The sequence below is a fragment of the Nakamurella sp. genome, from assembly GCF_048594475.1.
Taxonomy (GTDB): Bacteria; Actinomycetota; Actinomycetes; order Mycobacteriales; family Nakamurellaceae; genus Nakamurella.
Genome location: NZ_JBMDXT010000078.1, coordinates 1 through 19,160 on the forward strand (window position 1 = coordinate 1; position 19,160 = coordinate 19,160).

The window sequence follows — 19,160 nt, forward strand, 5'->3', positions numbered from 1 at the left end:
GTCGGGATGGCGGTCTGGTGGCGGTCGCGGACGTCGATCTCCGGGCCCTGGACGGGGCGGGCGCTGCCGATCACCGCCGGGATCAGCGGGGTGCTCAGCACGGCGCTGATCCTGAACCGGATTCCCGGGCTGTTCGGCCTCGACCAGCTGTCCCTGCCGCCGGGGCTGCTGCAGCGGGCCGCGGGAGTGTCGGTCATCGCGGTGGCCCTGGTCGTCGCGCTCGCCGGACTGAATCCGCCCCCGTCCGGGGATCGACGTGCCGTTGCCGGCCGGCCCGATTCCCTCCGAAAGGGCCGAACCCGGCAGGCCGACGACCGGATGGCCCGGCGGTCAGGCGGCCGCGGCGAGCGGCAGCCGCACCTCGAAGCGGCAGCCCGGGCCCTCGTTGTGCACGTCGATCCGGCCGCCGTGGGCCTCGACCAGGCCGCGGGCGATGGCCAGGCCCAGACCCGCCCCGCCGGCCGCGGAGCCCTTCTCCGGGGACCGGGCCGCTCCCCCGCGGAAGGCGACGTCGAACACCCGGGGCAGGTCGTCCGGGTCGATGCCGCCGCAGGCGTCCTGGACGGCCAGCCACGCCTGGTCGCCGGCCTGCCCGGCGACCACCTCGACGGTCCCGTCCGACGGAGTGTGCCGGATCGCGTTGACCAGCAGGTTCCGCAGCACCCGGATCAGCTCGTGGTCCGAGCCGTTCACCACCGGCCAGCCCGGGTCGGCGGACGCGGCCAGGTGCACGCCGCGCTGCCCGGCGGCCGGGGCGGCCGCCTCCATGGCCTGGGCGACGAGTTCCTCGGTCGAGACGGGGCCAAGGGTCAGCCGGAGGGCGCCGGCGTTGATCCGCGACAGCTCGAACAGGTCGTCGACCATCGTGGACAGCCGGGCGGTCTCGGCACTGATCCGCCGGGCGTAGTCGGTGACCTCCACCGGGTCGACCACCACCGAGTCCTCCAGCGCCTCGCTCATGGCGCGGATCCCGGCCAACGGCGTGCGCAGGTCGTGGCTGACCCAGGCGACCAGCTGCCGCCGGGACGCCTCGGCGGCCCGTTCGGCGGCCCGCTGCTTCTCGGCCTCCATCGCGCCGACCGCGATCCGGCGCCCCAGGTACACGGCCACCGGGATCACCACCACGGCGATTAACGCGCAGGCCGTCGCCGCGAACGCCAGCATCGGGGTGTACATGAAGCCGCTGATGCTGACCACGAAGATCAGCACGGCCAGGATCGGGATGCTGACCAGCGCGGCGATGTTGGCCGTGGCCGAACGGTGCCGCAGCAGCGAGAGCACGCCGATCTCGACCGCCCCGGTGGCCAGCGCGGCGAGCAGCGCCCACGGCAGGATGTGCAGCAGGTCGGTCAGCACCGCGTCATCCCGGACCGGGCCCGCTGGCCGGCCCGGCCGCGGCCTCGGCCGGGCCGCGAAGATCACCGTCGAGGCGGTAGCCGACGCCCCACACGGTGACGATCCGGGTCGGCCGGGCCGGATCGGGCTCGACCTTCTCCCGCAGCCGCCGCACGTGCACGGTCACCGTGGACTGGTCGCCGAAGGACCAGCCCCAGACCTGCTCCATCAGCTCCATCCGGCTGAACACCTGCCCGGGATGGGTCAGCAGGAAGTGCAGCAGGTCGAACTCCCGGCTGGTCAGGGTCAGCTCGACGCCGCCGCGCCGGGCGGTTCGGGCGGTCGGGCTCACCCACAGCTCGCCGTCGGCGCTGCTCGCCTCGGCCGACCCGCCCACGCCGGCGATCGCGGCACCGCGGCTGCGGTCGAGCACCCGGCCGACCCGCAGGGCCAGCTCCCGGGGACTGAACGGTTTGACCACGTAGTCGTCGGCGCCGTACTCGAGCCCGACGACGCGGTCCGACTCCTGGCCCAGCGCGGTCAGCATGATCACCGGCACGGTCGAGGTCCGGCGGATCTCCCGGGTCACCTGCAGGCCGTCCAGGCCCGGCAGCATCAGGTCGAGCACGACCAGGTCGGGCCGGCTCGACCGGACCAGGCTCAGTCCGGTCGGCCCGTCGGCCGCCTCCAGCACGTCGTGGCCGTCCCGGGTCAGATACCGCCGCAGCACCTCGCGGACCGTGTCGTCGTCGTCCACGACCAGCACCCTGGACGCTGCGGCCACGTCTCACCCCTTCCCGTCGACCTGACGGTAGGACCACCGGGCCGCGGGGCGCCAGCGGCGGCCCGCGACGACTCCGAACCGTAAGGGGTCACCGGGTCGGCCGAAGCGGCCCGGCCGAGGGCGGGCCGGGCCGGCCGCCCGGCGGGTCACTCGCGGCGCAGGGTCAACGCCCAGCTCGGGATGACGAACGACAGCAGGAATTTCGGCAGGATGCTCTTGCCGCCGCAGCGAAAGCGGACCACGCCGCCGTCGGCGATCTCGAACGCCTGCACCCCGCTGGAGTTCCGACCGCTGCGCACCTGCACGGTGTGCCGCCCGGGCGCCACCGCAAGATCGATCGTCTCGTTCATCGTCACGACGCCGGCCACCGTGCCGTCGACCAGGACGTCGTAGGGGTGGCGCCGGACCTCGGCGCCGATGGTTCGGTGCGTCACCTGCAGGGTCGCTGGCATCGTCGGGGCCTTTCGTGATCGGCACGCTCACCGTCATCCCCCGGATCACGGTGTCCCGGACCAGCATGCCGTCAGGAACGCCGGGTGGCCCCGACGACGACGCGTGCATCCACCCCGGGGTGGTGCGGCCGGGGCAGGCACATCGCCGCACGCACCCCGGAGGGGCCGACCGAGCGTATTCTATACCCATGGGGGTATCGAGGGATCGACCGGCGACGACCGGAGCCCGTCGGTCGCCGGCCGGATGAGCCGGCCACTCATCGTGCGGGACGCCGCCGACCGGTCCGGCCCGTCGAGCCGCTGATGGAGGAGTTGCCATGCGCAAGGTGCTGGTCGTCGACGACGAGCCACCCATCCGGACCGTGCTGCGCGGGTTCCTGCAGGCCGGCGGATTCACCGTCGTCGAAGCCGCCGACGGAGCGGCTGCCCTGGCCGAGATCCGTCGCGAACGGCCGGATCTGGTCCTGCTGGACATCATGCTGCCCGGCATCGACGGGCTGGAGGTGCTGCGGCAGGTGCGGACCTTCAGTGACGTCTACGTCATCCTGCTCACGGCCCGGACCGAGGAGGTGGACACGCTCGTCGGGCTGGGGGTGGGCGCGGACGACTACGTCACCAAGCCGTTCAGCCCGCGGGAGGTCACCGCCCGGGTCAAGGCCGTGCTGCGCCGCGATCGGGTCGGCCCGGCCCGGCCGGATCCGGTGCTGCGGTTTCCGGCACTGACCATCGACCTGCCCGGCCGGGAGGTTCGGGTGAACGACGTGCCGGTCGCGCTGTCCACCCTGGAATTCGACCTGCTGGCGGCCCTGGCCGCCGCGCCGGGGCGGGTGTTCTCCCGGGCGCAACTGCTGGAGAAGGTCTGGGGATACGACTTCTACGGGGACGAGCGGGTGGTCGACGTCCACATTCGCGGCCTGCGGGCCCGGCTGGGCGACCCGGCCGCCGATCCTGCGCTCATCGCCACCGTCCGCGGGGTCGGCTACAAATTCATCGGCGGCCCGCGATGAGGATGGGCCTGCCCCTGCGGCTGTTCCTGTCCGCGGCGGCGGTCGCGGTGACCGGCGCGATCGTCGCCTACCTGACCGTGTGGCTGGTCGCCCCGGCCCTGTTCGAGCACCAGGTCGGGATGATGGCCGGGGGCGGGCGGTCCCCGGGCGCGGGGCCCACCGGCCTGCGGGACGCGTTCCGCTCCGCCCTGACCACCGCCCTGGCGGTAGGTGTGGCGGCCAGCGTCGTGGCCGCCGTCGTCCTGGCCTGGTTCGTCACCCGCCGGCTGGTGCGCCCGCTCGACGCGGTCCGGGCCGCCACCCGGCAGATCGCGGCGGGCGACTACCAGGTCAGCGTGCCCGTGCCCGTCGAGCCCGAACTGGCCGCGCTCGCGGCCGACGTGAACACCCTGGGGGCCGCGCTGGCCGCCACCGAGACCCGGCGCACCCGGCTGCTCGGGGACGTCGCCCACGAGCTCCGCACCCCGCTGACCACCCTCGACGGCTACGTCGAAGGACTGATCGACGGTGTCTTCGCCCCCGACCCGGAGGTCCTCGGATCGCTGAGCGACGAGCTGCACCGGCTGCACCGGCTGGCCGACGATCTGGCCAGCCTGTCCCGTGCCGAGGAACAGGGCCCGGCGCTGCAGCCGGTCGACGCGGATCTGGCCGCACTCGCCCGGCGGGCCGCCGCGCGCCTGGCCCCGCAGTTCGACGATGCGCAGGTCGCGCTCGTGGTGCACGCCGATCGGACCGTGCCGGTCCGCGTCGATCCCGACCGCATCGTCCAGGTGCTGACCAACCTGCTCGGCAACGCCCTGCTCGCCACCGCCGCCGGCGGCTCCGTCACCATCACCGCTCGGCCGACCGGACAAGGCGGCCAGGTCGACGTCGTCGACACCGGCGTGGGCCTGTCCGGACCGGACCTCGATCGGGTCTTCGAGCGCTTCTACCGGGTGCCGGGGGCACCTCGGCGCTCGGCCGGGTCGGGCATCGGCCTGACCATCGCCCGCGGCATCGCGCGCGGCCACGGGGGCGATCTCACCGCATCGTCGGCCGGGCCGGGACACGGCGCCCGTTTCACCCTGACCGTGCCGGCCCGGGCCGGTCATCGAGCGGAGTCGGCCCGCCGGCCGCCTGGCTGACGACGTCCGCCGGGCCGGCCGGCGGACCGGGGTCGGTCAGGACCCGGTCGGGACCCGGTCAGCCCGCACGCCCGGCCCGTCGGTGGCCGGTCCCCATCGGACCGTCGCCGTCCTCCGCGATTCCGTTCCGGGCGCTCATCCCCGCGCCCGCACACGCGCCGCCGCCATCGGTGAACGCCGCGAGATGGTGCTGCGATGCGGTCAGCAGGCGGGTCAGCACCTGGCGGACATCCGGTTGCGTCGTCCTGGCGACCATGTCCTGCAGGTCGGCGATGTCGGCCTGCTCGAGGGCGACACCGACGGCGAGCGCGGCGTCCAGGGATTCCAGCCCCTGCGCCTTCCACCGGTCGTACAGCGCCTGCACCTGCACCGTGGCATAGGTGCCGGCCGGCTGTCCGGCGGCCGGGTCGGCCACGTCGTAGCGGGCCATCAGGGTCCCGACCGCGTCGAAGTGCTGCTGCTCGCTGGCCGCGATCCGGTCGAACACCGGGGCGTCGTAGGTCTGCCCGAACAGCGTGTACAGGTCCCTGGCCATTCGCTCCTCGTCCCGGCTGAAGGCCAGGTCGGTGGCCAGCGTCCCGTCCTGCGCGACCGCCGCCACCGCCGCGGTGGCGTTCTCCGGCGCCGCCGGCGCCGCCAGCGCGGTTCCCACCAGTCCGGCGCCCAGCAGGACGGCCAGACCGCCGGCCACCGCGGCCTTTCCGATGCTCCTCATCGTCCGCCACCTTTCCTTCGTCGCCCCGTTTGCGGGAACGACACCAGTCAACGGCGCTCCGGTGAAGCCAGGCCCACGGCGGCGATGAAGCCTGCGTGAAGGTGCGCCGGACCGCCCGCGAGCGGCGCCGAGCAGCGGCCGTTGGCCTCGCTCCGGGCGATGTGGTGCACTGATGGCATGCCGACCCCGCAGCGTCCCGCGCGGCCCCCGTTCCGGGTGTGCCTGCTGGCGGTCACGCTGCTCTCGGTCGACGACCGGCACTGTTCGGGCCACTGACCGGACGATTCGGCCCGCACGGCGAGTCGTTCCGACCTCGAACCCACCCGCCGGCCCACGCACCGCCAGGACAGACACGATGACCGATCGTCCGCGACCGACCTCAGCCGAACCGCTTTCCCCCGCCGCGCCCGCCCCGGTCGAGGACCCGGCGGCCGGCCGGCGCCACCGGCCGGCCCGGTGGGCGGCCGTCGTCCGCGCGGCGCACCGCGCCGGCGTCCCGTTCTGACCGTTCCCGACCGGCCCTTCCGGGCCGGCGGTCCGGGTGCCGGACCGGGCGGCCGGTGCGGTCGCGGGCCATCCCGGCCCGGCGGACGGCGAACGGGACGTCAGGCCATCGACAGGAACAGTTTCTCCATCGTCTTGGTGTCCAGGGTGTCCTGACCGTCGGACTCGACCAGGCACTGTTTGAGGCCGGCGGCGATGACGGCGAACCCGGCCCGGTCGACGGCCTTGCTGACCGCGGCGAGCTGGGTGACGATCTCCTGGCAGTCGCGACCCTCCTCGATCATCCGCAGCACACCGCCGATCTGGCCCTGGGCGCGGCGTAGCCGGTTGACCACGGCGGTCAGCGACTCCGGGGCGATCTCGACCATGGTGGGTTCCTCCGATGTCGGGGTGGGCCTGCTGGTGGTGCGGTCGGTGCTCATGTCGCCGGCGGCGCCGGCTCCAGCGATCGCAGGGCGTCGGTCAGCCGGGTGCGAGCCTCGGTGGCCACCGCCTGCAGGTCGGGGTTTCCGGTCACGCCGACCATGATCGCTGGATCGATCGCCTCGACCCGGGTCCGGTCGCCGTCCACGCTACGCACCACGACGTTGCAGGGCAGCAGGAGCCCGATCGACGGCTCGATCTGCAGCGCGGCATGGGCCAGCGGGGGCCGGCAGGCCCCGAGGATCACCTGGGGCGCAATGTCCGCCCCGATCTTCGCCTTCAGGGTCGCCTGCATGTCGATCTCGGTCAGCACGCCGAACCCCTGAGCGGCCAACGCGTCCCGAGTGGCGCCGAGGACCTGGTCGAACGGCCGATCGATCGTGACGGCGATCGGGTCGAGGGTCCGGTCCGACCCGTGCGGCGCGGTCATGCCGATGCCGCCGACGCCGCGGCCACCTGGGCGCGCACGTCGTCCATGTCCAGCGCCCGGACGGCCCCGATGAGCTGTTCGAGCGACGGCGCCGGCAGCGCACCCGGCTGGGAGAAGACCAGGATGCCGTCCCGGAACGCCATCAGCGTGGGGATGGACCGGATTCCGGCCGCGGCCGCCAGATTCCGCTGCGCCTCGGTGTCGACCTTGCCGAACACGATGTCCGGGTGCGCGGCGGCGGCCGCCTCGAACACCGGGGCGAACATCTGGCACGGCCCGCACCAGGCGGCCCAGAAGTCCACCAGGACGATGCCGTCGCCGGACACCGCCTCCTCGAACGTGCTCTCGGTCAGCGTGGTGGTGGCCACAGTCGGATCCCATCTCTCGTGAATGTGAACGATACCCTCGGGGGTATCAACCAGCGTACCCGTCGGATCATTCCGGGTCCGGTTCAGCATGCCGGGTGGGGTATCCGACAACACACCCGGGAAGAGCGGCGGCGGGGGTATCGTTGGCTCCGACAGATACCCCACCGGGTATCCAGAACCGGAAGCGAGGATCATGTCCGTCACTGATGTCACGACACCGCCGGTCGCCGCAGAGCCGACGACGGGCCCCGACGTCACCATCGTGCCGATCGATACCCCGACGCTGGGCGACCGCAGCTATCTGGTCCACGACGGACGCGTCGCCCTGGTGATCGATCCGCAGCGCGACATCGACCGGGTGCTCGAGCCGGCCCGCGCCGCCGGGGTCCGGATCACCCACGTCTTCGAAACCCACATCCACAACGACTATGTCACCGGCGGGCTGGCGCTGGCCCGGGCCACCGGGGCGGCCTACCACGTGAACGCCGCCGACCCGGTCAGGTACGAGCGCACCCCGGTCGGCGACGGCGACGTGATCGACGTCAGCCCGGCCCTGCGGATACGGGTCATGTCCACGCCGGGCCACACCTACACCCACCTGTCCTACGTGCTGGAGGAGCACGGCCGCCGGACGGCGGTGTTCTCCGGGGGATCACTGCTGTTCGGTTCGACCGGCCGGCCGGATCTGCTGGGACCGGACCACACGCACGATCTGGTCCGTCACCAGTACGCGTCGGCGCAGCGGCTGGCCGCGGAGCTGCCCGACCACGCGAAGGTCATGCCCACGCACGGATTCGGCAGCTTCTGCTCCGCGACCCAGTCCGAGGCCGCCGCCTCCACCATCGGCGCCGAGAAGCGCTCCAACCCGGTGCTCACCCAGGACGAACAGCACTACGTCGCCGATCTTCTCGCCGGTCTGGATGCCTACCCGGCCTACTACGCGCAGATGGGCCCGGCCAACTCCGCCGGCCCGGCGGCGCCGGACCTGAGCCCGCCGCAACTCGCCGACGCCGCGGAACTGCGTCGCCGACTCGAGAACGGCGAATGGCTGGTCGATCTGCGCGACCGCACGGCCTTCGCCGCCGGGCATGCTCCCGGCACGCTGAACTTCGGGCTCGACGGGTCGTTCGCCACGTATCTGGGGTGGCTGATCCCGTGGGGTACCCCGGTGACCCTGCTCGGCGAGACCGCCGACCAGGTGGCCCTGGCCCAGCGCGAGCTGGTCCGGATCGGCATCGACCGTCCCGCAGCCGCGGCCACCGGCGGGCCGCACCAGTGGACCGACCAGCCGCTGCGCACCGTCGAACGGGCCACCTTCGCCGATCTGGCCCATGTCCGGCACCACCGGCCGGTCACCGTGCTCGACGTGCGCCGCACCCTCGAGCGCGCCGGGTCACGCATCGACGGGACGATCCACATCCCGCTGCACGAGCTGCTGCGTCGCATCGACGAGGTCCCCGCCGGAGAGCTGTGGGTGCACTGCGCGGCCGGCTACCGGGCCTCCGTCGCCACGTCGATCCTGCTGGCCAACGGGCACCGGGTCGTCGCGGTGGACGACGACTACGCCAACGCCGCGGCGGCCGGCCTGCCCGTCATCGACGCCGGACCGGACGGGGACGGCAGCACACCCGGGTCCGGCGCCTGATGCGCGCCCCGGCCCGACGGTCCGGACCGCGGCCATGCTGATCATCGCCGTCGCCGTCGGCGCGCTGATCGGACTCAGTCTGGGCGCGCTGGGCGGCGGTGGATCGATTCTCACCGTGCCGGCCCTGGTCTACCTGATGGGGATGGACACCAGGGCCGCGACGACCGGGTCACTGATCATCGTCGGGATCACGGCCGTCGTCGGGATGGTGGCCCACCGGCGCGACGGCCATGTCCGGGTGGGGCAGGGCATCGTCTTCGGGCTGCTCGGGGCGGCCGGGGCCGTCCTGGGCACCCGGTGGTCGCTCGCGGTCCCCGCGGACGTGCTGCTCGCCGGGTTCTCCGTGCTGATGCTCGTGGTGGCCGCGCTCATGCTGACGCGCCGCCGGGTGCCCGCCCACAGCGGCGGCCCGGCCGCCGACGAGCAGGTGCCGTTCGACGTGCCGATCATCTCCTTCCGGCCGCGGTTCGTCTGCGCCTGCCCCCGGGCCGCCAAGGTCGTCGTGGCCGCCGTCGTGGTCGGTCTGATGACCGGATTCTTCGGCGTGGGCGGCGGCTTTCTCGTCGTGCCGGCGCTGGTGCTGGCCCTGGACTTCCCGATGCCGGTCGCCGTCGGCACGTCCCTGCTGATCATCGCGATGAACAGCGCCACCTCGCTGCTCGCCCGTGCCGGCAGCGGCATCGACGTCGACTGGACCGTCATCGGACTGTTCACCGGAGCCGCGGTGGTGGGTAGCCTGCTCGGCGCGCGCATCGCCACCCGGGCGCGCCCCCGGGTGCTGCAGGTCACGTTCGCCGGGCTGGTCATCGCCGTCGGCCTGTACACCGCGGCACGCAGCATCCCCGTCCTGCTCGGCTGATCGGCGCGCATCGCCCGGTCAGTCGAACAGATCTCGCAATCGCCGTTCCCAGCCCGACCCGACACCGGTCAGCACGGCCGTCCGGCGGTCGTCGGGCAGCCGGGTCAGCTCGACGGTCAGCCGATCGTCGGACAGCTGCTCGGCGACGCCCTCGCCCCACTCGATGACCACGGCGGCCGCGGTCAGGTCGGTGTCCAGATCCAGGTCGTCGAGCTCCAGCGCGCCGCCGAGCCGGTAGGCGTCCACGTGCACCAGGGTGGTGCCGGCCGCGCCGGCCGGCCGGTGCACCCGGGCCAGCACGAACGTCGGCGACGCGACCAGGCCGGTGACGCCCATGCCCTCCGCGATGCCCTTGGTCAACGCCGTCTTCCCGGCCCCCAGCGCTCCGGTCAGGATGACCAGGTCGCCCGCCCGGAGCCGGCCGCCCAGCGCGACCCCCAGCGCATGGGTGTCGGCCGGGGTGTCCAGGGTGATCATCGGCCGGCCCGGGACCAGCGGGCCGAGCGGCCGCGCGGTGCGTTCACCCCGTCGGCGGCCCGCTGCAGCAGCCGGCGCAACGCGTCGTTGGTCAACTCCGGATCCTCCATCATCGTCATGTGCCCGGACCCCTGCGCGACCACGATCTCGGCCTCGGGCAGCACCTCGGCGATCCGCTCCGACCGGTCGAGCGGCGTCATCCGGTCCTGGTCGCCGGCCACGATCATCGTCGGGATGCCGGCCAGGGCGGGCACGGCCGCGGTCTGGTCGTGCGCGAACAAGGTGGGCAGGAATTCGGCGATCACCTCGACCGGCGTCGCCGAGACCATCTCGTCGAGGTAGTCGACCAGCGCCCCGGAGACGTCCTTGCGGGAGAAGCCGAGGCTGCGGGTCAGCATCCAGACGGCGTCCCGGTTGCTGGACCGGCCCCGCTCGAAGATCGCCGGGTACCGGGAGCCGACCTCCTTGATCACCCGGACCAGCGGGTTGCCGCCGACGATCAGCAGCTTGCTCAACTCGGACGGCTTGAGATAGGTCGCGCCCGTGCAGACCAGGCCGACGCCGGCGATCCGCTCGGCGAACAGGTCCGGGTCCTGCGCGGCCAGGGTGAAGATCGCCATCCCGCCCATCGAGTGGCCGATCAGCACGACCGGACCGGTCGGGGCCGCGGTGTCGATGACGCTGCGCAGGTCCGAGGCGAGGTAGTCCATCGTCGAGTGACCCTCGGGGGCCCGCGTCGACTTGCCGTGCGAGCGGTGGTCGTAGAACACCAGCCGGGCCGCCGGCGGAGCCGCCCGGCGGCGGGCCGGGCGGGCCGCATCGGCCGGCGGCGGCGCGCCGAACCCCGGGCCGGCCAGGCCGAGCCGCTGGTAGTGCCAGGAGCCCAGCCGCAGCGTCCACCCGTGCGCGAAGATCACGGTGAGCGGCGCGTCCAGCGGGCCGATCTCCTCGACGTGCAGCGCCACCCCGTCCCAGCTGTCCACCGAGTAGGTCCGGTCGGACGGCAGCGCCTCGAAACCGGGGTCGGCGCCCGGTTCGGTGAGCAGCGCGGCCTGCGCGGCCTGGTACTTGCGCACGGCCATCCGCTGCGCGGTGACGCCGCCGAACGCGGCGGCGCCCACCACCCCGGTGACGATCCCGGCGGTGCCCAGGATGCGGCCGACGGTGCTCATGGCCCGACCGTTCTCATGACGGGGTCCCTCCGACGTGGCGTCGGGGCACCCTCGGCCCGATCCGGGTGACGATCTCGTAGTCGATGGTGTCGCAGTACCCGGCCCAGTCCCGCGCGGTCGGTTCGCCGTCGTCGCCCGGGCCGAAGACGATGGCCGGGTCCCCGGCGGTCACCCGGTCGTCGCCGCAGTCGACGACGACCTGGTCCATGGCCACCCGGCCCGCGATCCGCCGCCGCCGGCCGGCGACCAGGATCTCGCCCCGGTTGCTCGCGGCCCGCGGGATCCCGTCCGCGTACCCCAACGGGATGAGCGCGAGGGTCGTCTCGGTCGCGGTGCGGTAGGTCAGGCCGTAGGAGACGCCCTGGCCGGCCGGCACGCGCTTGGTCAGCGCGACCGTGGCCCGCAGGGTCATCGCCGGTCGCAGGGGCACCGGGGTGGCCACCGGGTTGAGCCCGTAGCCGCCGATGCCGACGCGGGCCAGGTCGAACCGGCTGTCCGGATGGTCGACGAGGCCGGCCGTGTTGGCCAGGTGTCGCACCGGGGGGTCGATCCCCCGGGCCGCGGCGGCCGCGATCACCGCGCGGAAGCGTTCGACCTGCTCGGCGACCGACGGGTCCCCCGGCACGTCCGCGCTGGCCAGGTGGCTCATCAGACCGGTCACCCGGATCCGGCCGGCCCGTTCGGCCGCGGCCACCGCGTCGAGCACCGCGGGCACGTCCAGGGGGCCGACGCCGCTCCGGCCCAAGCCGGTGTCGACCTTGACGTGGACGGCCGGCACCCGGCCGCCGGCCTGCGCGAGCACGGCGTCGAGCTGCGGCCGGCCGGACACGCCCAGCTCGACGTCACGGGCCAGCGCCTCGCCGATCGGCTCGTCCGGCGGCCACAGCCAGGCCAGGACGGGCGCGGTGATGCCGGCCGCCCGCAGCGCCACCGCCTCGCCGGGCGTCGCGACGCCCAGCCGGGTGACGCCGGCGGCCAGCGCGGCCCGCGCGACCGGGACGGCCCCGTGGCCGTAGGCGTCCGCCTTGACCACCGCCATCAGCTCACCGGCCGGGTTCGACGCCCGCATCAGGTCCAGCAGCACCCGCAGGTTGGCCCCGACCGCGGCCAGGTCGACCACGGCCTCGACCCGCGTGCCGGCGGACCGGCCCGTCGGGATCGTGGCGGTGCTGCTGCTCATCCTTCAAGGGAATCACGTTTGCCGACCGGAGGCGGTCCTATCGGCGGTGTCGCTTCGTGTCCGGTCACACAGTGGGTCCACACCGGGTGACCGGCCGGTCAGCCGCCGGGTCCGTCCGGGTCGCTCGCGGGCTCGGTGACCTGCAGGTGGTCCCACAGCGCGTGGGCGCCGAACAGGCCGCGCCGCTGCGCCCGCTGGCCGGCCCGCCCGTGCAGGAACGCCCCGGCGGCGGCCGCCAGCAGCGGCGGGAGCCCGGCCGCGAGCAGGGAGCCGACGACTCCGGAGAGCACGTCCCCGGTGCCGGCCGAGGCCAGCCAGGACGAGCCGGACAGGTTGACCGCGGCCTGGCCGCCGGGGTCGGCGATCAACGTCCGGTGCCCCTTGAGCAGCACGGTCGCGCCGCTGACCCAGGCGGCGCGGCGGACCGCGGCGAGCCGGTCGTCCAGTTCGATGTCGGGGAAGAGCCGGGCGAACTCGCGGTCGTGGGGGGTCAGCACGGTCGGCTGGCCGGCCCGGCGCCGGGTCTGCAGCAGCGACGGCAGGCCGGCCAGGACGGTCAGCCCGTCCGCGTCGACCAGGACCGGGACGTCCTGGCCGAGCACCCAGCGCAGCAGCGTGATCGACTGCCCCTCCGTGCCCATGCCCGGCCCGATCACCCAGGCCTGCACCTTGCCGGCGTCCGCCGGTGAGTCGACGGCGACCACTTCCGGCCACCGGGCGACCACCGGGCCGGCCTGCGGACCGGCGTACCGGACCATCCCGGGCCGGGTGCGGACGGCGCCACCGGCGCAGAGCACCGCGGCCCCCGGGTAGCCCGGTGAGCCGGCGACGATGCCGACCAGGCCGCCTGAGTACTTGGCGGCGCCCGGCGCCGGCGGCGGCAGCATCCGGCCCAGCGTGCCGTCGGTCATCGCGATCACCTCGGCCGGCCGGCCGGACATGTCCATGCCGATGGGCACCGAGACGATGGTGCCGGCCTGCTCGTCGGCGATCAGCAGGCCGACCTTGATCCCGCCGAAGGTGACCGTCACGTCGGCCAGGAAGGCGACGCCGCGGACCCGTCCGGTGTCCGGCTCGACGCCGCTGGGCAGGTCGACCGCGACCCGGAGCGCGTCGGTCGCGTTGGCCTGCCCGATGAGCTCGACGGCGGCCGGTCGCAGGGGCGGGACGGCGCCGATACCCACGATCCCGTCGACGATGACGTCCGCGCCCCGGATCGCGGCCCCGACGGCCGGGTCGTCGTGGGCCAGGATCCGGCCGCCGGCCCGGCGCAGGGCGGCCAGCCCGCCCGGGTGCGACCCGGACGGCTTGAGCAGGGCCGCGGTGACCGCCATCCCCCGCCGGCGCAGGAACGCGCCGGCATACAGCGCGTCACCACCGTTGTTGCCGGCCCCGACGAGCAGCACCACGCGCCGGCCGGGGTGCGGGAACGGAACCCGCTGGGCGACCTCGGCGGCCACCGCGAAGGACGCCCGGCGCATCAACGTGGCATCGCCGTCCCGCTCCAGGGCGATGGCCTCGACGGCCCGGATCTGCTCGACGGTGTAGGCCTCGATCACGGTGTCATCACGGTGCCATTCTCCCGTCCGGTCCCGTCCGGGCCGGTCGGGGTTCCGGCGGCGGGGCGGGCCGGGCCCAGGGCCAGCACGACCGCCGCGGCGATCCCGGCATCGTGCGAGATGGAGATCCGCCAGTCGGCGATGCCGACGGCGGCGGCCGCGTCGGCCACCGTCCGGCTGACCTGCAGGACGGGCCGGCCCCCGGTCTGGGTGACCACCCGGCAGTCGTGCCAGTCCATGCCCGACGGCACACCCAGCGCCTTGGCCACCGCCTCCTTGACGGCGAACCGCGCGGCCAGCGACGCCGGCCCCCGGGGGTGGCCGGTCGCCGAGACCATCTCGTCCGGGTTGAACAGGCGCCGCCCGAGCGAGGGGGTGCGCTCCAGGGCGGCCGCGAACCGGTCGACCGCCACCACGTCGATGCCGACGGCGACGACGGCGCCGCCGGCCGGGACCTGGGGGAACACCTACTCGACGGTGACCGACTTGGCCAGGTTCCGGGGCTTGTCCAGGTCGAAGCCCTTGGCCCGGGCGATCTCGGCGGCCAGGATCTGCAGCGGCACCGTGGTGATCAGCGGCTGGTACAGGTTGGGCACCCGGGGCAGCTCGACCAGGAAGTCGGCGAACGGCGCGACGGTCTCGTCGCCCTCCTCGGCGATCACGATGGTCCGCGCCCCGCGGGCCTGGATCTCCCGGATGTTGGACAGCAGCTTGGAATGCAGCAACGGGTCGGTCACCGGGGACGGGGTGACGATGACGACCGGCAGGCCCTCCTCGATCAGCGCGATCGGGCCGTGCTTGAGCTCGCCGGCGGCGAAGCCCTCGGCGTGCATGTACGCCAGTTCCTTGAGCTTGAGCGCGCCCTCGAGCGCGACCGGGTAGCCGACGTGCCGGCCCAGGAACAGGATCGCCTTGGACGTGGCGATCTCCTGGGCGAGCTTGCGCACCGGGTCCATCAGGGTCAGCGTGGTCGCGATGGCGTCCGGGATCTTGGTCAGTTCCTCGTACTCGCGGCCGATCTCGTCGCGGTACTTGGTGCCGCGGGCCTGCGCGAGGGCCAGGCCGACCAGGTAGTTCGCGGTCAGCATGCCCAGGAAGGCCTTGGTCGAGGCGACGCCGATCTCGGGCCCGGCGTGGATGTAGACGACCGCGTCGGACTCGCGCGGGATCTGCGAGCCGTAGGTGTTGCAGACGGCCAGCACCCGGGCCTTCTGCCGGCGGGCGTGCCGGACGGCCTCGAGCGTGTCGGCGGTCTCCCCGGACTGGCTGACCGCGACGACCAGGGTCTGGCGGTCCAGGACCGGGTCGCGGTACCGGAACTCGGACGCCACCTCGACCTCGACCGGGATCCGGCACCAGTGCTCGATGGCGTACTTGGCGACCAGCCCGGAGTGGTAGGCGGTGCCGCAGGCGACGACGAAGACCTTGTCGATCGTGCGCAGGTCGTCCTCGGACAGCCGCAGCTCGTCCAGGACGATGCCGGACCCGTCGAAGTGACCGAGCAGCGTCTGCGCGACGGCGGCCGGTTGCTCCTCGATCTCCTTGTCCATGAAGAACGGGAAGCCGCCCTTCTCCGCCGCCGAGAGGTCCCAGTCGACGTGGAACTCCTTGAAGTCGGCCTCGCCGCCGGTGAACGAGGTGACCTCGTACCCGGCGGGGGTGATCACCACGAGCTGGTCCTGGCCCAGCTCGACGGCGTGCCGGGTGTGCTCGATGAACGCGGCGACGTCGCTGGCGACGAACATCTCGCCCTCGCCGATGCCGACCACCAGCGGGGAGTTGCGGCGGGCGGCGACCAGGGTCTCCGGCGCGTCCACATGCAGCGCGACCAGCGTGAACGCACCCTCCAGGCCGCGGCAGACGGCGGCCATGCTGGCCGGCAGGTCCCCGGCGGTCGGGCCGTCGGCCATGGTGCGGGCGAGCAGGTGGGCGACCACCTCGGTGTCGGTGTCGCTGCTGAACTCGACGCCCGAGGCCTCCAGCTCGGTCCGCAGCGGGCCGAAGTTCTCGATGATGCCGTTGTGGATGACCGCGACCCGCTGGCGCATGTCGGTGTGCGGGTGGGCGTTGCGGTCGGTCGGGCCGCCGTGAGTGGCCCACCGGGTGTGCCCCATCCCGGTCTGGCCGGCCAGCGCCACCTCGCCGGAGTCGATGTAGGCGTCCAGATTGCCGATCCGGCCGGCCTTCTTCGCGACATGCAGGTCGCCGGCATCGTCGAGCACCACGACGCCCGCGGAGTCGTAGCCGCGGTACTCCAGCCTGCGCAGTCCCTCCAGGACCAGCGGGAGCGCCTGACGGGGACCGGTGTAGCCGACGATTCCGCACATTCTGACCAGGGTAATGGCTGGCCGGGGACCCTCCGGTGAGGCGCGAAGGTTGTCACACCCAGGCAACCGCGACCCCTCTTCCGGGTGCGGCCGGTCACTCCCGTCGCCGTCCCGGCGCGCCGTCCCGACCTCACGGCGGAGGCAGGGTCACCCCGAAGCCGGCCACCGCCAGCCGCAGCACCACCTGGCCGGGGGCGAGCAGGTCGGCGACCTTGGCCGCGGACAGCACCTCCAGTTCGCCGAGCCGGCGGCGGTAGGCGTCCGGCCCGGCGAGCCGGGCGAGCTGCAGCTGCTGGGTGTTGTGCCAGACCTTGGCCCGCGCCTCGGCGAGGAACCGCCGGCCGGCGCGCCGGTTCAGCGGACCGAGCACGCGGTCCAGGGCGGTCCGGTCCACGAACTCGCCGTCCTCCGATCCGACCCGGGCCGCCAGAACACCGTCGATCCGTTCGTGATCGCGCCGCCGCCGGGCCATGAGGACCGGATCGGCGACATCGTCGTCGTCGATCACGGCCAGCAGGGCCCGCGGCAGGTCGTCGTTGACGTGCGCATTGATGCCCAGCAGCACGTGCCGCAGCGGCGGCAGATCGGCGGGTGCGGCGAGGGCGAGCCGCCACGGGCGGGAGGCGTGCGCCGGGTCGGTCACCGCCTTGAGGTACAGATCGGCGAACGCGACGTCCCAGCGCTCCACCCAGTCCGGGTCCTCGAATCCGGCCCGGTCGACGGTCTCGCCGACGGCGCGGGTGGTCCGCAGGTAGGTCCCGCCGAAGTGCCGCCAGTGGGAACGGTCGGGCGGGATGGCGTCCAGCGCCCGCTGCAGGCGGTCCAGGACGACGGCGATGGGGCGGGTGGACGGGCCGGCCGCATCGGCGTCGGCGGGCTCGATGGTCATGGTCATGCCCCTTCTTCGGAATCGACCCATCCCCGGATCGGCCCATTCCGAATCATCGGTGACAATTGCGGCAAAACGGAACCCGGAGGTTTCAGATGACCATTGCCCCCGCATCCCGGCCCGGCCCGTTGACGTTCGACCCGGTCGCCGTCGGTCGGGCCGAGTGCGCCGCCTGGGCCGCGTACTACCGCCGGGAGTGGGTGCCGTTCCTGCGGTCGGCGGTGACGATGGTGCGAGCCGGTTTCGGCATGCCCTGGCCCCGGACGGTGCTCGGAGCCTGGTGGGTGCTGCGGGCCAACCAGCTGTGGGCACCCTTCCCCGACAACGACCCGGACGGGGCGCGGGCGGCGATGGGTCGCTTCTATCGCCTGGTCGTCCGGTCCGGGTGGAGCGGATTCGATCCGGTCCGGGCCGCGGCCCTGGAAGTGCAGTGGTGGCGAGTACATCGGGAGCACCAGCACGACGCCGGCGGGACCGAGAGAGAACTCGTGGACGCGCTCTGCGCGCTCTACGCCTACGTCTACGGTCTGCCCGACTCCGTGGTCCGGCCGGCCGCAGCGCTGCGGGTGGCGGCGATGGACGCCTCGGATCGCTGGGTCGCCGCCGGGTGCGCGACGGACGATCCGCTGCTGGCCCGCGAACGCCGGCTGCTGGTCGCCTCGTTCAGCGCGCTGCGCGACGCGGTCGATCGCCGCCCGGACCGGGCGGACCGGTGCGGGCCGGACCTCCCGAGCGGACCGGGTCAGGCCTCCACCGGCCGCCCACCCCGGGCCAGCACCGACTCCGGCGGGACGCCGAGCAGCGCCGTGGCGGGCTCGGGGACGGTGTAGCCCTCCCGGTCCTCCGGCGCGGACGCGGCCACGGCCCGGACGTCGGCCCAGGCCCGCAACGCGTCGATCTGCTCGGACTGGGTGACCGACAGGGGCACCGTGTTGCCGATCTCGTGCAGCAGATCGTCCGGGGTCAGGGCCCGGCGCTCGTTGAACGCGTCGAAGCAGGATGCGATGACGACCTGCTCGATCTCGGCCCCGGAGAAGCCCTCGGTCGCCCCGACCAGCCGGTCCAGCAGCGCGTCGTCCACGCTGAGCGACCCGAGGGCGGGTCCGGCCTTGAGCCGGGCCGCCAGGTGCAGCGAGAAGATGACCCGGCGCTCGGCGTCGGTGGGCAGGTCGATGAAGAAGATCTCGTCGAACCGGCCCTTGCGCATCATCTCCGGCGGCAGCAGCGCGATCTGGTTGGCCGTGGCGATGACGAACACGGCCGCCGTCTTCTCCTGCATCCAGCTCAGGAACGTGCCGAAGACGCGGGCCGATGTGCCGCTGTCGCCCTGCCCCGACGCGCCGGCGGCGAAGCCCTTCTCGATCTCGTCGATCCACATGACGCACGGCGCGATCGCCTCGGCCGTGCGCAGCGCGGTGCGCATGTTCTGCTCGGACGCGCCGACCAGGCCGCCGAACACCCGGCCGATGTCGAGCCGGACCAGCGGCAGCGACCACGCCGAGGCCATGGCCTTGGCCGTCAGCGACTTGCCGCAGCCCGGCACCCCGGTGACCAGGACGCCCTTGGGCGCCGGCAGGCCGTACGCGGCGGCCTCGTCCAGCCACGCCCCGTTGCGCTTGCGCAGCCAGGTCTTGAGGTTCTCCAGGCCGCCGATGTCCGCCAGCCGCACCGACGACGCCACGACCTCCAGCACGCCGGACTTGGCGACGATCTGACGCTTCTCCTCCTGCACCAGCCCGATGTCGTCGTCGGTCAGCCGCCCGTCGTCGACCATGGCCCGGGCGAACGCGTTCTCGGCCACGAACGCGGTCAGCCCGAGCGCCGCCTTGGCCATACGCGCGGCGCCGTCCGGCCCGCGGGGCAGCGTCCACCCCCCCGAGGCGGTGGTGCGGGCGCTCCTCCCGTCCCGC

General features: G+C 73.7%; 20 protein-coding genes. 5 read left to right on the plus strand and 15 right to left on the minus strand.

From position 1 onward, the window contains the following. Positions 1 to 330: 330 nt before the first annotated feature. The 3 genes from ACOJUF_RS03725 to ACOJUF_RS03735 all read right to left on the minus strand — a co-directional run bounded on the left by ACOJUF_RS03725 (position 331) and on the right by ACOJUF_RS03735 (position 2,571). Positions 331 to 1,356, minus strand: coding sequence for a sensor histidine kinase (locus tag ACOJUF_RS03725; protein WP_420120520.1), 1,026 nt, complete (start codon positions 1,354 to 1,356; stop codon positions 331 to 333). Between the two features lie 4 nt (positions 1,357 to 1,360). Then, positions 1,361 to 2,119 (minus strand): response regulator transcription factor, encoded by a 759-nt coding sequence (locus ACOJUF_RS03730; protein ID WP_420120521.1) that lies wholly within the window; start codon positions 2,117 to 2,119, stop codon positions 1,361 to 1,363. 146 nt (positions 2,120 to 2,265) lie between these two features. Beyond that, positions 2,266 to 2,571: a hypothetical protein gene (locus ACOJUF_RS03735; RefSeq protein WP_420120522.1), complete on the minus strand. Its 306-nt coding sequence runs from the start codon at positions 2,569 to 2,571 to the stop codon at positions 2,266 to 2,268. Between the two features lie 317 nt (positions 2,572 to 2,888). On the opposite strand from ACOJUF_RS03735, the gene ACOJUF_RS03740 reads away from it, so the two are divergent. Then, on the plus strand, positions 2,889 to 3,578 hold the full coding sequence (locus ACOJUF_RS03740; protein ID WP_420120523.1) for a response regulator: 690 nt from the start codon (positions 2,889 to 2,891) through the stop codon (positions 3,576 to 3,578). 2 nt (positions 3,579 to 3,580) lie between these two features. After that, complete coding sequence (locus ACOJUF_RS03745; protein ID WP_420120524.1) at positions 3,581 to 4,702, plus strand: sensor histidine kinase; 1,122 nt, start codon at positions 3,581 to 3,583, stop codon at positions 4,700 to 4,702. Between the two features lie 58 nt (positions 4,703 to 4,760). Here the strand turns inward: ACOJUF_RS03745 and ACOJUF_RS03750 are convergent, their stop codons facing one another. From ACOJUF_RS03750 to trxA, 4 genes are all read right to left on the minus strand, one after another. Next, the gene (locus tag ACOJUF_RS03750; protein ID WP_420120525.1) at positions 4,761 to 5,417 is read right to left on the minus strand and encodes a DUF2202 domain-containing protein; all 657 of its coding nucleotides are present in this window, start codon (positions 5,415 to 5,417) and stop codon (positions 4,761 to 4,763) included. Between the two features lie 605 nt (positions 5,418 to 6,022). Next, on the minus strand, positions 6,023 to 6,289 hold the full coding sequence (locus tag ACOJUF_RS03755) for a metal-sensitive transcriptional regulator (RefSeq protein ID WP_420120526.1): 267 nt from the start codon (positions 6,287 to 6,289) through the stop codon (positions 6,023 to 6,025). A 50-nt stretch (positions 6,290 to 6,339) separates the two neighbouring features. After that, positions 6,340 to 6,774, minus strand: a complete 435-nt coding sequence (locus tag ACOJUF_RS03760) for a DUF302 domain-containing protein (RefSeq protein WP_420120527.1) — start codon at positions 6,772 to 6,774, stop codon at positions 6,340 to 6,342. After that, positions 6,771 to 7,142: a thioredoxin gene (trxA, locus tag ACOJUF_RS03765; RefSeq protein ID WP_420120528.1), complete on the minus strand. Its 372-nt coding sequence runs from the start codon at positions 7,140 to 7,142 to the stop codon at positions 6,771 to 6,773. Before trxA ends, ACOJUF_RS03760 begins: the two co-directional genes overlap by 4 nt. Before the next feature lie 193 nt (positions 7,143 to 7,335). Between trxA and ACOJUF_RS03770 the strand changes: the two genes are divergently transcribed. Further along, a complete protein-coding gene (locus ACOJUF_RS03770; protein WP_420120529.1) occupies positions 7,336 to 8,787 on the plus strand; it encodes an MBL fold metallo-hydrolase in 1,452 nt (483 codons plus the stop codon). Positions 8,788 to 8,821: 34 nt separating this feature from the next. Then, positions 8,822 to 9,646, plus strand: coding sequence for a sulfite exporter TauE/SafE family protein (locus ACOJUF_RS03775; RefSeq protein ID WP_420120530.1), 825 nt, complete (start codon positions 8,822 to 8,824; stop codon positions 9,644 to 9,646). Positions 9,647 to 9,664: 18 nt separating this feature from the next. Here ACOJUF_RS03775 and tsaE read toward each other — a convergent pair whose 3' ends face one another. The 7 genes from tsaE to ACOJUF_RS03810 all read right to left on the minus strand — a co-directional run bounded on the left by tsaE (position 9,665) and on the right by ACOJUF_RS03810 (position 17,256). After that, entirely contained in the window at positions 9,665 to 10,123 is a 459-nt protein-coding gene (gene tsaE / locus ACOJUF_RS03780; protein ID WP_420120531.1) for a tRNA (adenosine(37)-N6)-threonylcarbamoyltransferase complex ATPase subunit type 1 TsaE, read from the minus strand. Further along, the gene (locus ACOJUF_RS03785; RefSeq protein ID WP_420120532.1) at positions 10,120 to 11,295 is read right to left on the minus strand and encodes an alpha/beta fold hydrolase; all 1,176 of its coding nucleotides are present in this window, start codon (positions 11,293 to 11,295) and stop codon (positions 10,120 to 10,122) included. Before ACOJUF_RS03785 ends, tsaE begins: the two co-directional genes overlap by 4 nt. Positions 11,296 to 11,308: 13 nt before the next feature. Next, on the minus strand, positions 11,309 to 12,475 hold the full coding sequence (gene alr / locus ACOJUF_RS03790) for an alanine racemase (protein ID WP_420120533.1): 1,167 nt from the start codon (positions 12,473 to 12,475) through the stop codon (positions 11,309 to 11,311). Positions 12,476 to 12,573: 98 nt separating this feature from the next. Next, the gene (locus ACOJUF_RS03795) at positions 12,574 to 14,034 is read right to left on the minus strand and encodes an NAD(P)H-hydrate dehydratase (protein WP_420120534.1); all 1,461 of its coding nucleotides are present in this window, start codon (positions 14,032 to 14,034) and stop codon (positions 12,574 to 12,576) included. After that, positions 14,031 to 14,501: a holo-ACP synthase gene (locus ACOJUF_RS03800; protein ID WP_420120535.1), complete on the minus strand. Its 471-nt coding sequence runs from the start codon at positions 14,499 to 14,501 to the stop codon at positions 14,031 to 14,033. Before ACOJUF_RS03800 ends, ACOJUF_RS03795 begins: the two co-directional genes overlap by 4 nt. Then, a complete protein-coding gene (glmS, locus tag ACOJUF_RS03805; protein ID WP_420120536.1) occupies positions 14,502 to 16,361 on the minus strand; it encodes a glutamine--fructose-6-phosphate transaminase (isomerizing) in 1,860 nt (619 codons plus the stop codon). Between the two features lie 130 nt (positions 16,362 to 16,491). Continuing rightward, positions 16,492 to 17,256, minus strand: a complete 765-nt coding sequence (locus tag ACOJUF_RS03810) for a DUF5995 family protein (protein ID WP_420120537.1) — start codon at positions 17,254 to 17,256, stop codon at positions 16,492 to 16,494. An 89-nt stretch (positions 17,257 to 17,345) separates the two neighbouring features. Between ACOJUF_RS03810 and ACOJUF_RS03815 the strand changes: the two genes are divergently transcribed. Then, complete coding sequence (locus ACOJUF_RS03815; protein WP_420120538.1) at positions 17,346 to 18,080, plus strand: hypothetical protein; 735 nt, start codon at positions 17,346 to 17,348, stop codon at positions 18,078 to 18,080. Here ACOJUF_RS03815 and ACOJUF_RS03820 read toward each other — a convergent pair. Continuing rightward, positions 17,993 to 19,160 (minus strand): AAA family ATPase (locus ACOJUF_RS03820; protein ID WP_420120539.1); only part of this gene is annotated, 1,168 nt, incomplete at its 5' end. The two genes, ACOJUF_RS03815 and ACOJUF_RS03820, sit on opposite strands and share 88 nt — an antisense overlap.

Excerpts from the sequence above, each read along its gene's own strand:
- glmS (WP_420120536.1), bottom strand. The coding sequence starts at position 16,361 with ATGTGCGGAATCGTCGGCTACACCGGTCCCCGTCAGGCGCTCCCGCTG.
- ACOJUF_RS03785 (WP_420120532.1), bottom strand. The coding sequence starts at position 11,295 with ATGAGCACCGTCGGCCGCATCCTGGGCACCGCCGGGATCGTCACCGGG.
- ACOJUF_RS03750 (WP_420120525.1), bottom strand. The coding sequence starts at position 5,417 with ATGAGGAGCATCGGAAAGGCCGCGGTGGCCGGCGGTCTGGCCGTCCTG.
- ACOJUF_RS03810 (WP_420120537.1), bottom strand. The coding sequence starts at position 17,256 with ATGACCATGACCATCGAGCCCGCCGACGCCGATGCGGCCGGCCCGTCC.
- ACOJUF_RS03815 (WP_420120538.1), top strand. The coding sequence starts at position 17,346 with ATGACCATTGCCCCCGCATCCCGGCCCGGCCCGTTGACGTTCGACCCG.
- ACOJUF_RS03740 (WP_420120523.1), top strand. The coding sequence starts at position 2,889 with ATGCGCAAGGTGCTGGTCGTCGACGACGAGCCACCCATCCGGACCGTG.
- ACOJUF_RS03755 (WP_420120526.1), bottom strand. The coding sequence starts at position 6,289 with ATGGTCGAGATCGCCCCGGAGTCGCTGACCGCCGTGGTCAACCGGCTA.
- ACOJUF_RS03745 (WP_420120524.1), top strand. The coding sequence starts at position 3,581 with ATGGGCCTGCCCCTGCGGCTGTTCCTGTCCGCGGCGGCGGTCGCGGTG.
- tsaE (WP_420120531.1), bottom strand. The coding sequence starts at position 10,123 with ATGATCACCCTGGACACCCCGGCCGACACCCATGCGCTGGGGGTCGCG.
- ACOJUF_RS03760 (WP_420120527.1), bottom strand. The coding sequence starts at position 6,774 with ATGACCGCGCCGCACGGGTCGGACCGGACCCTCGACCCGATCGCCGTC.
- alr (WP_420120533.1), bottom strand. The coding sequence starts at position 12,475 with ATGAGCAGCAGCACCGCCACGATCCCGACGGGCCGGTCCGCCGGCACG.
- ACOJUF_RS03770 (WP_420120529.1), top strand. The coding sequence starts at position 7,336 with ATGTCCGTCACTGATGTCACGACACCGCCGGTCGCCGCAGAGCCGACG.
- ACOJUF_RS03775 (WP_420120530.1), top strand. The coding sequence starts at position 8,822 with ATGCTGATCATCGCCGTCGCCGTCGGCGCGCTGATCGGACTCAGTCTG.
- ACOJUF_RS03735 (WP_420120522.1), bottom strand. The coding sequence starts at position 2,571 with ATGCCAGCGACCCTGCAGGTGACGCACCGAACCATCGGCGCCGAGGTC.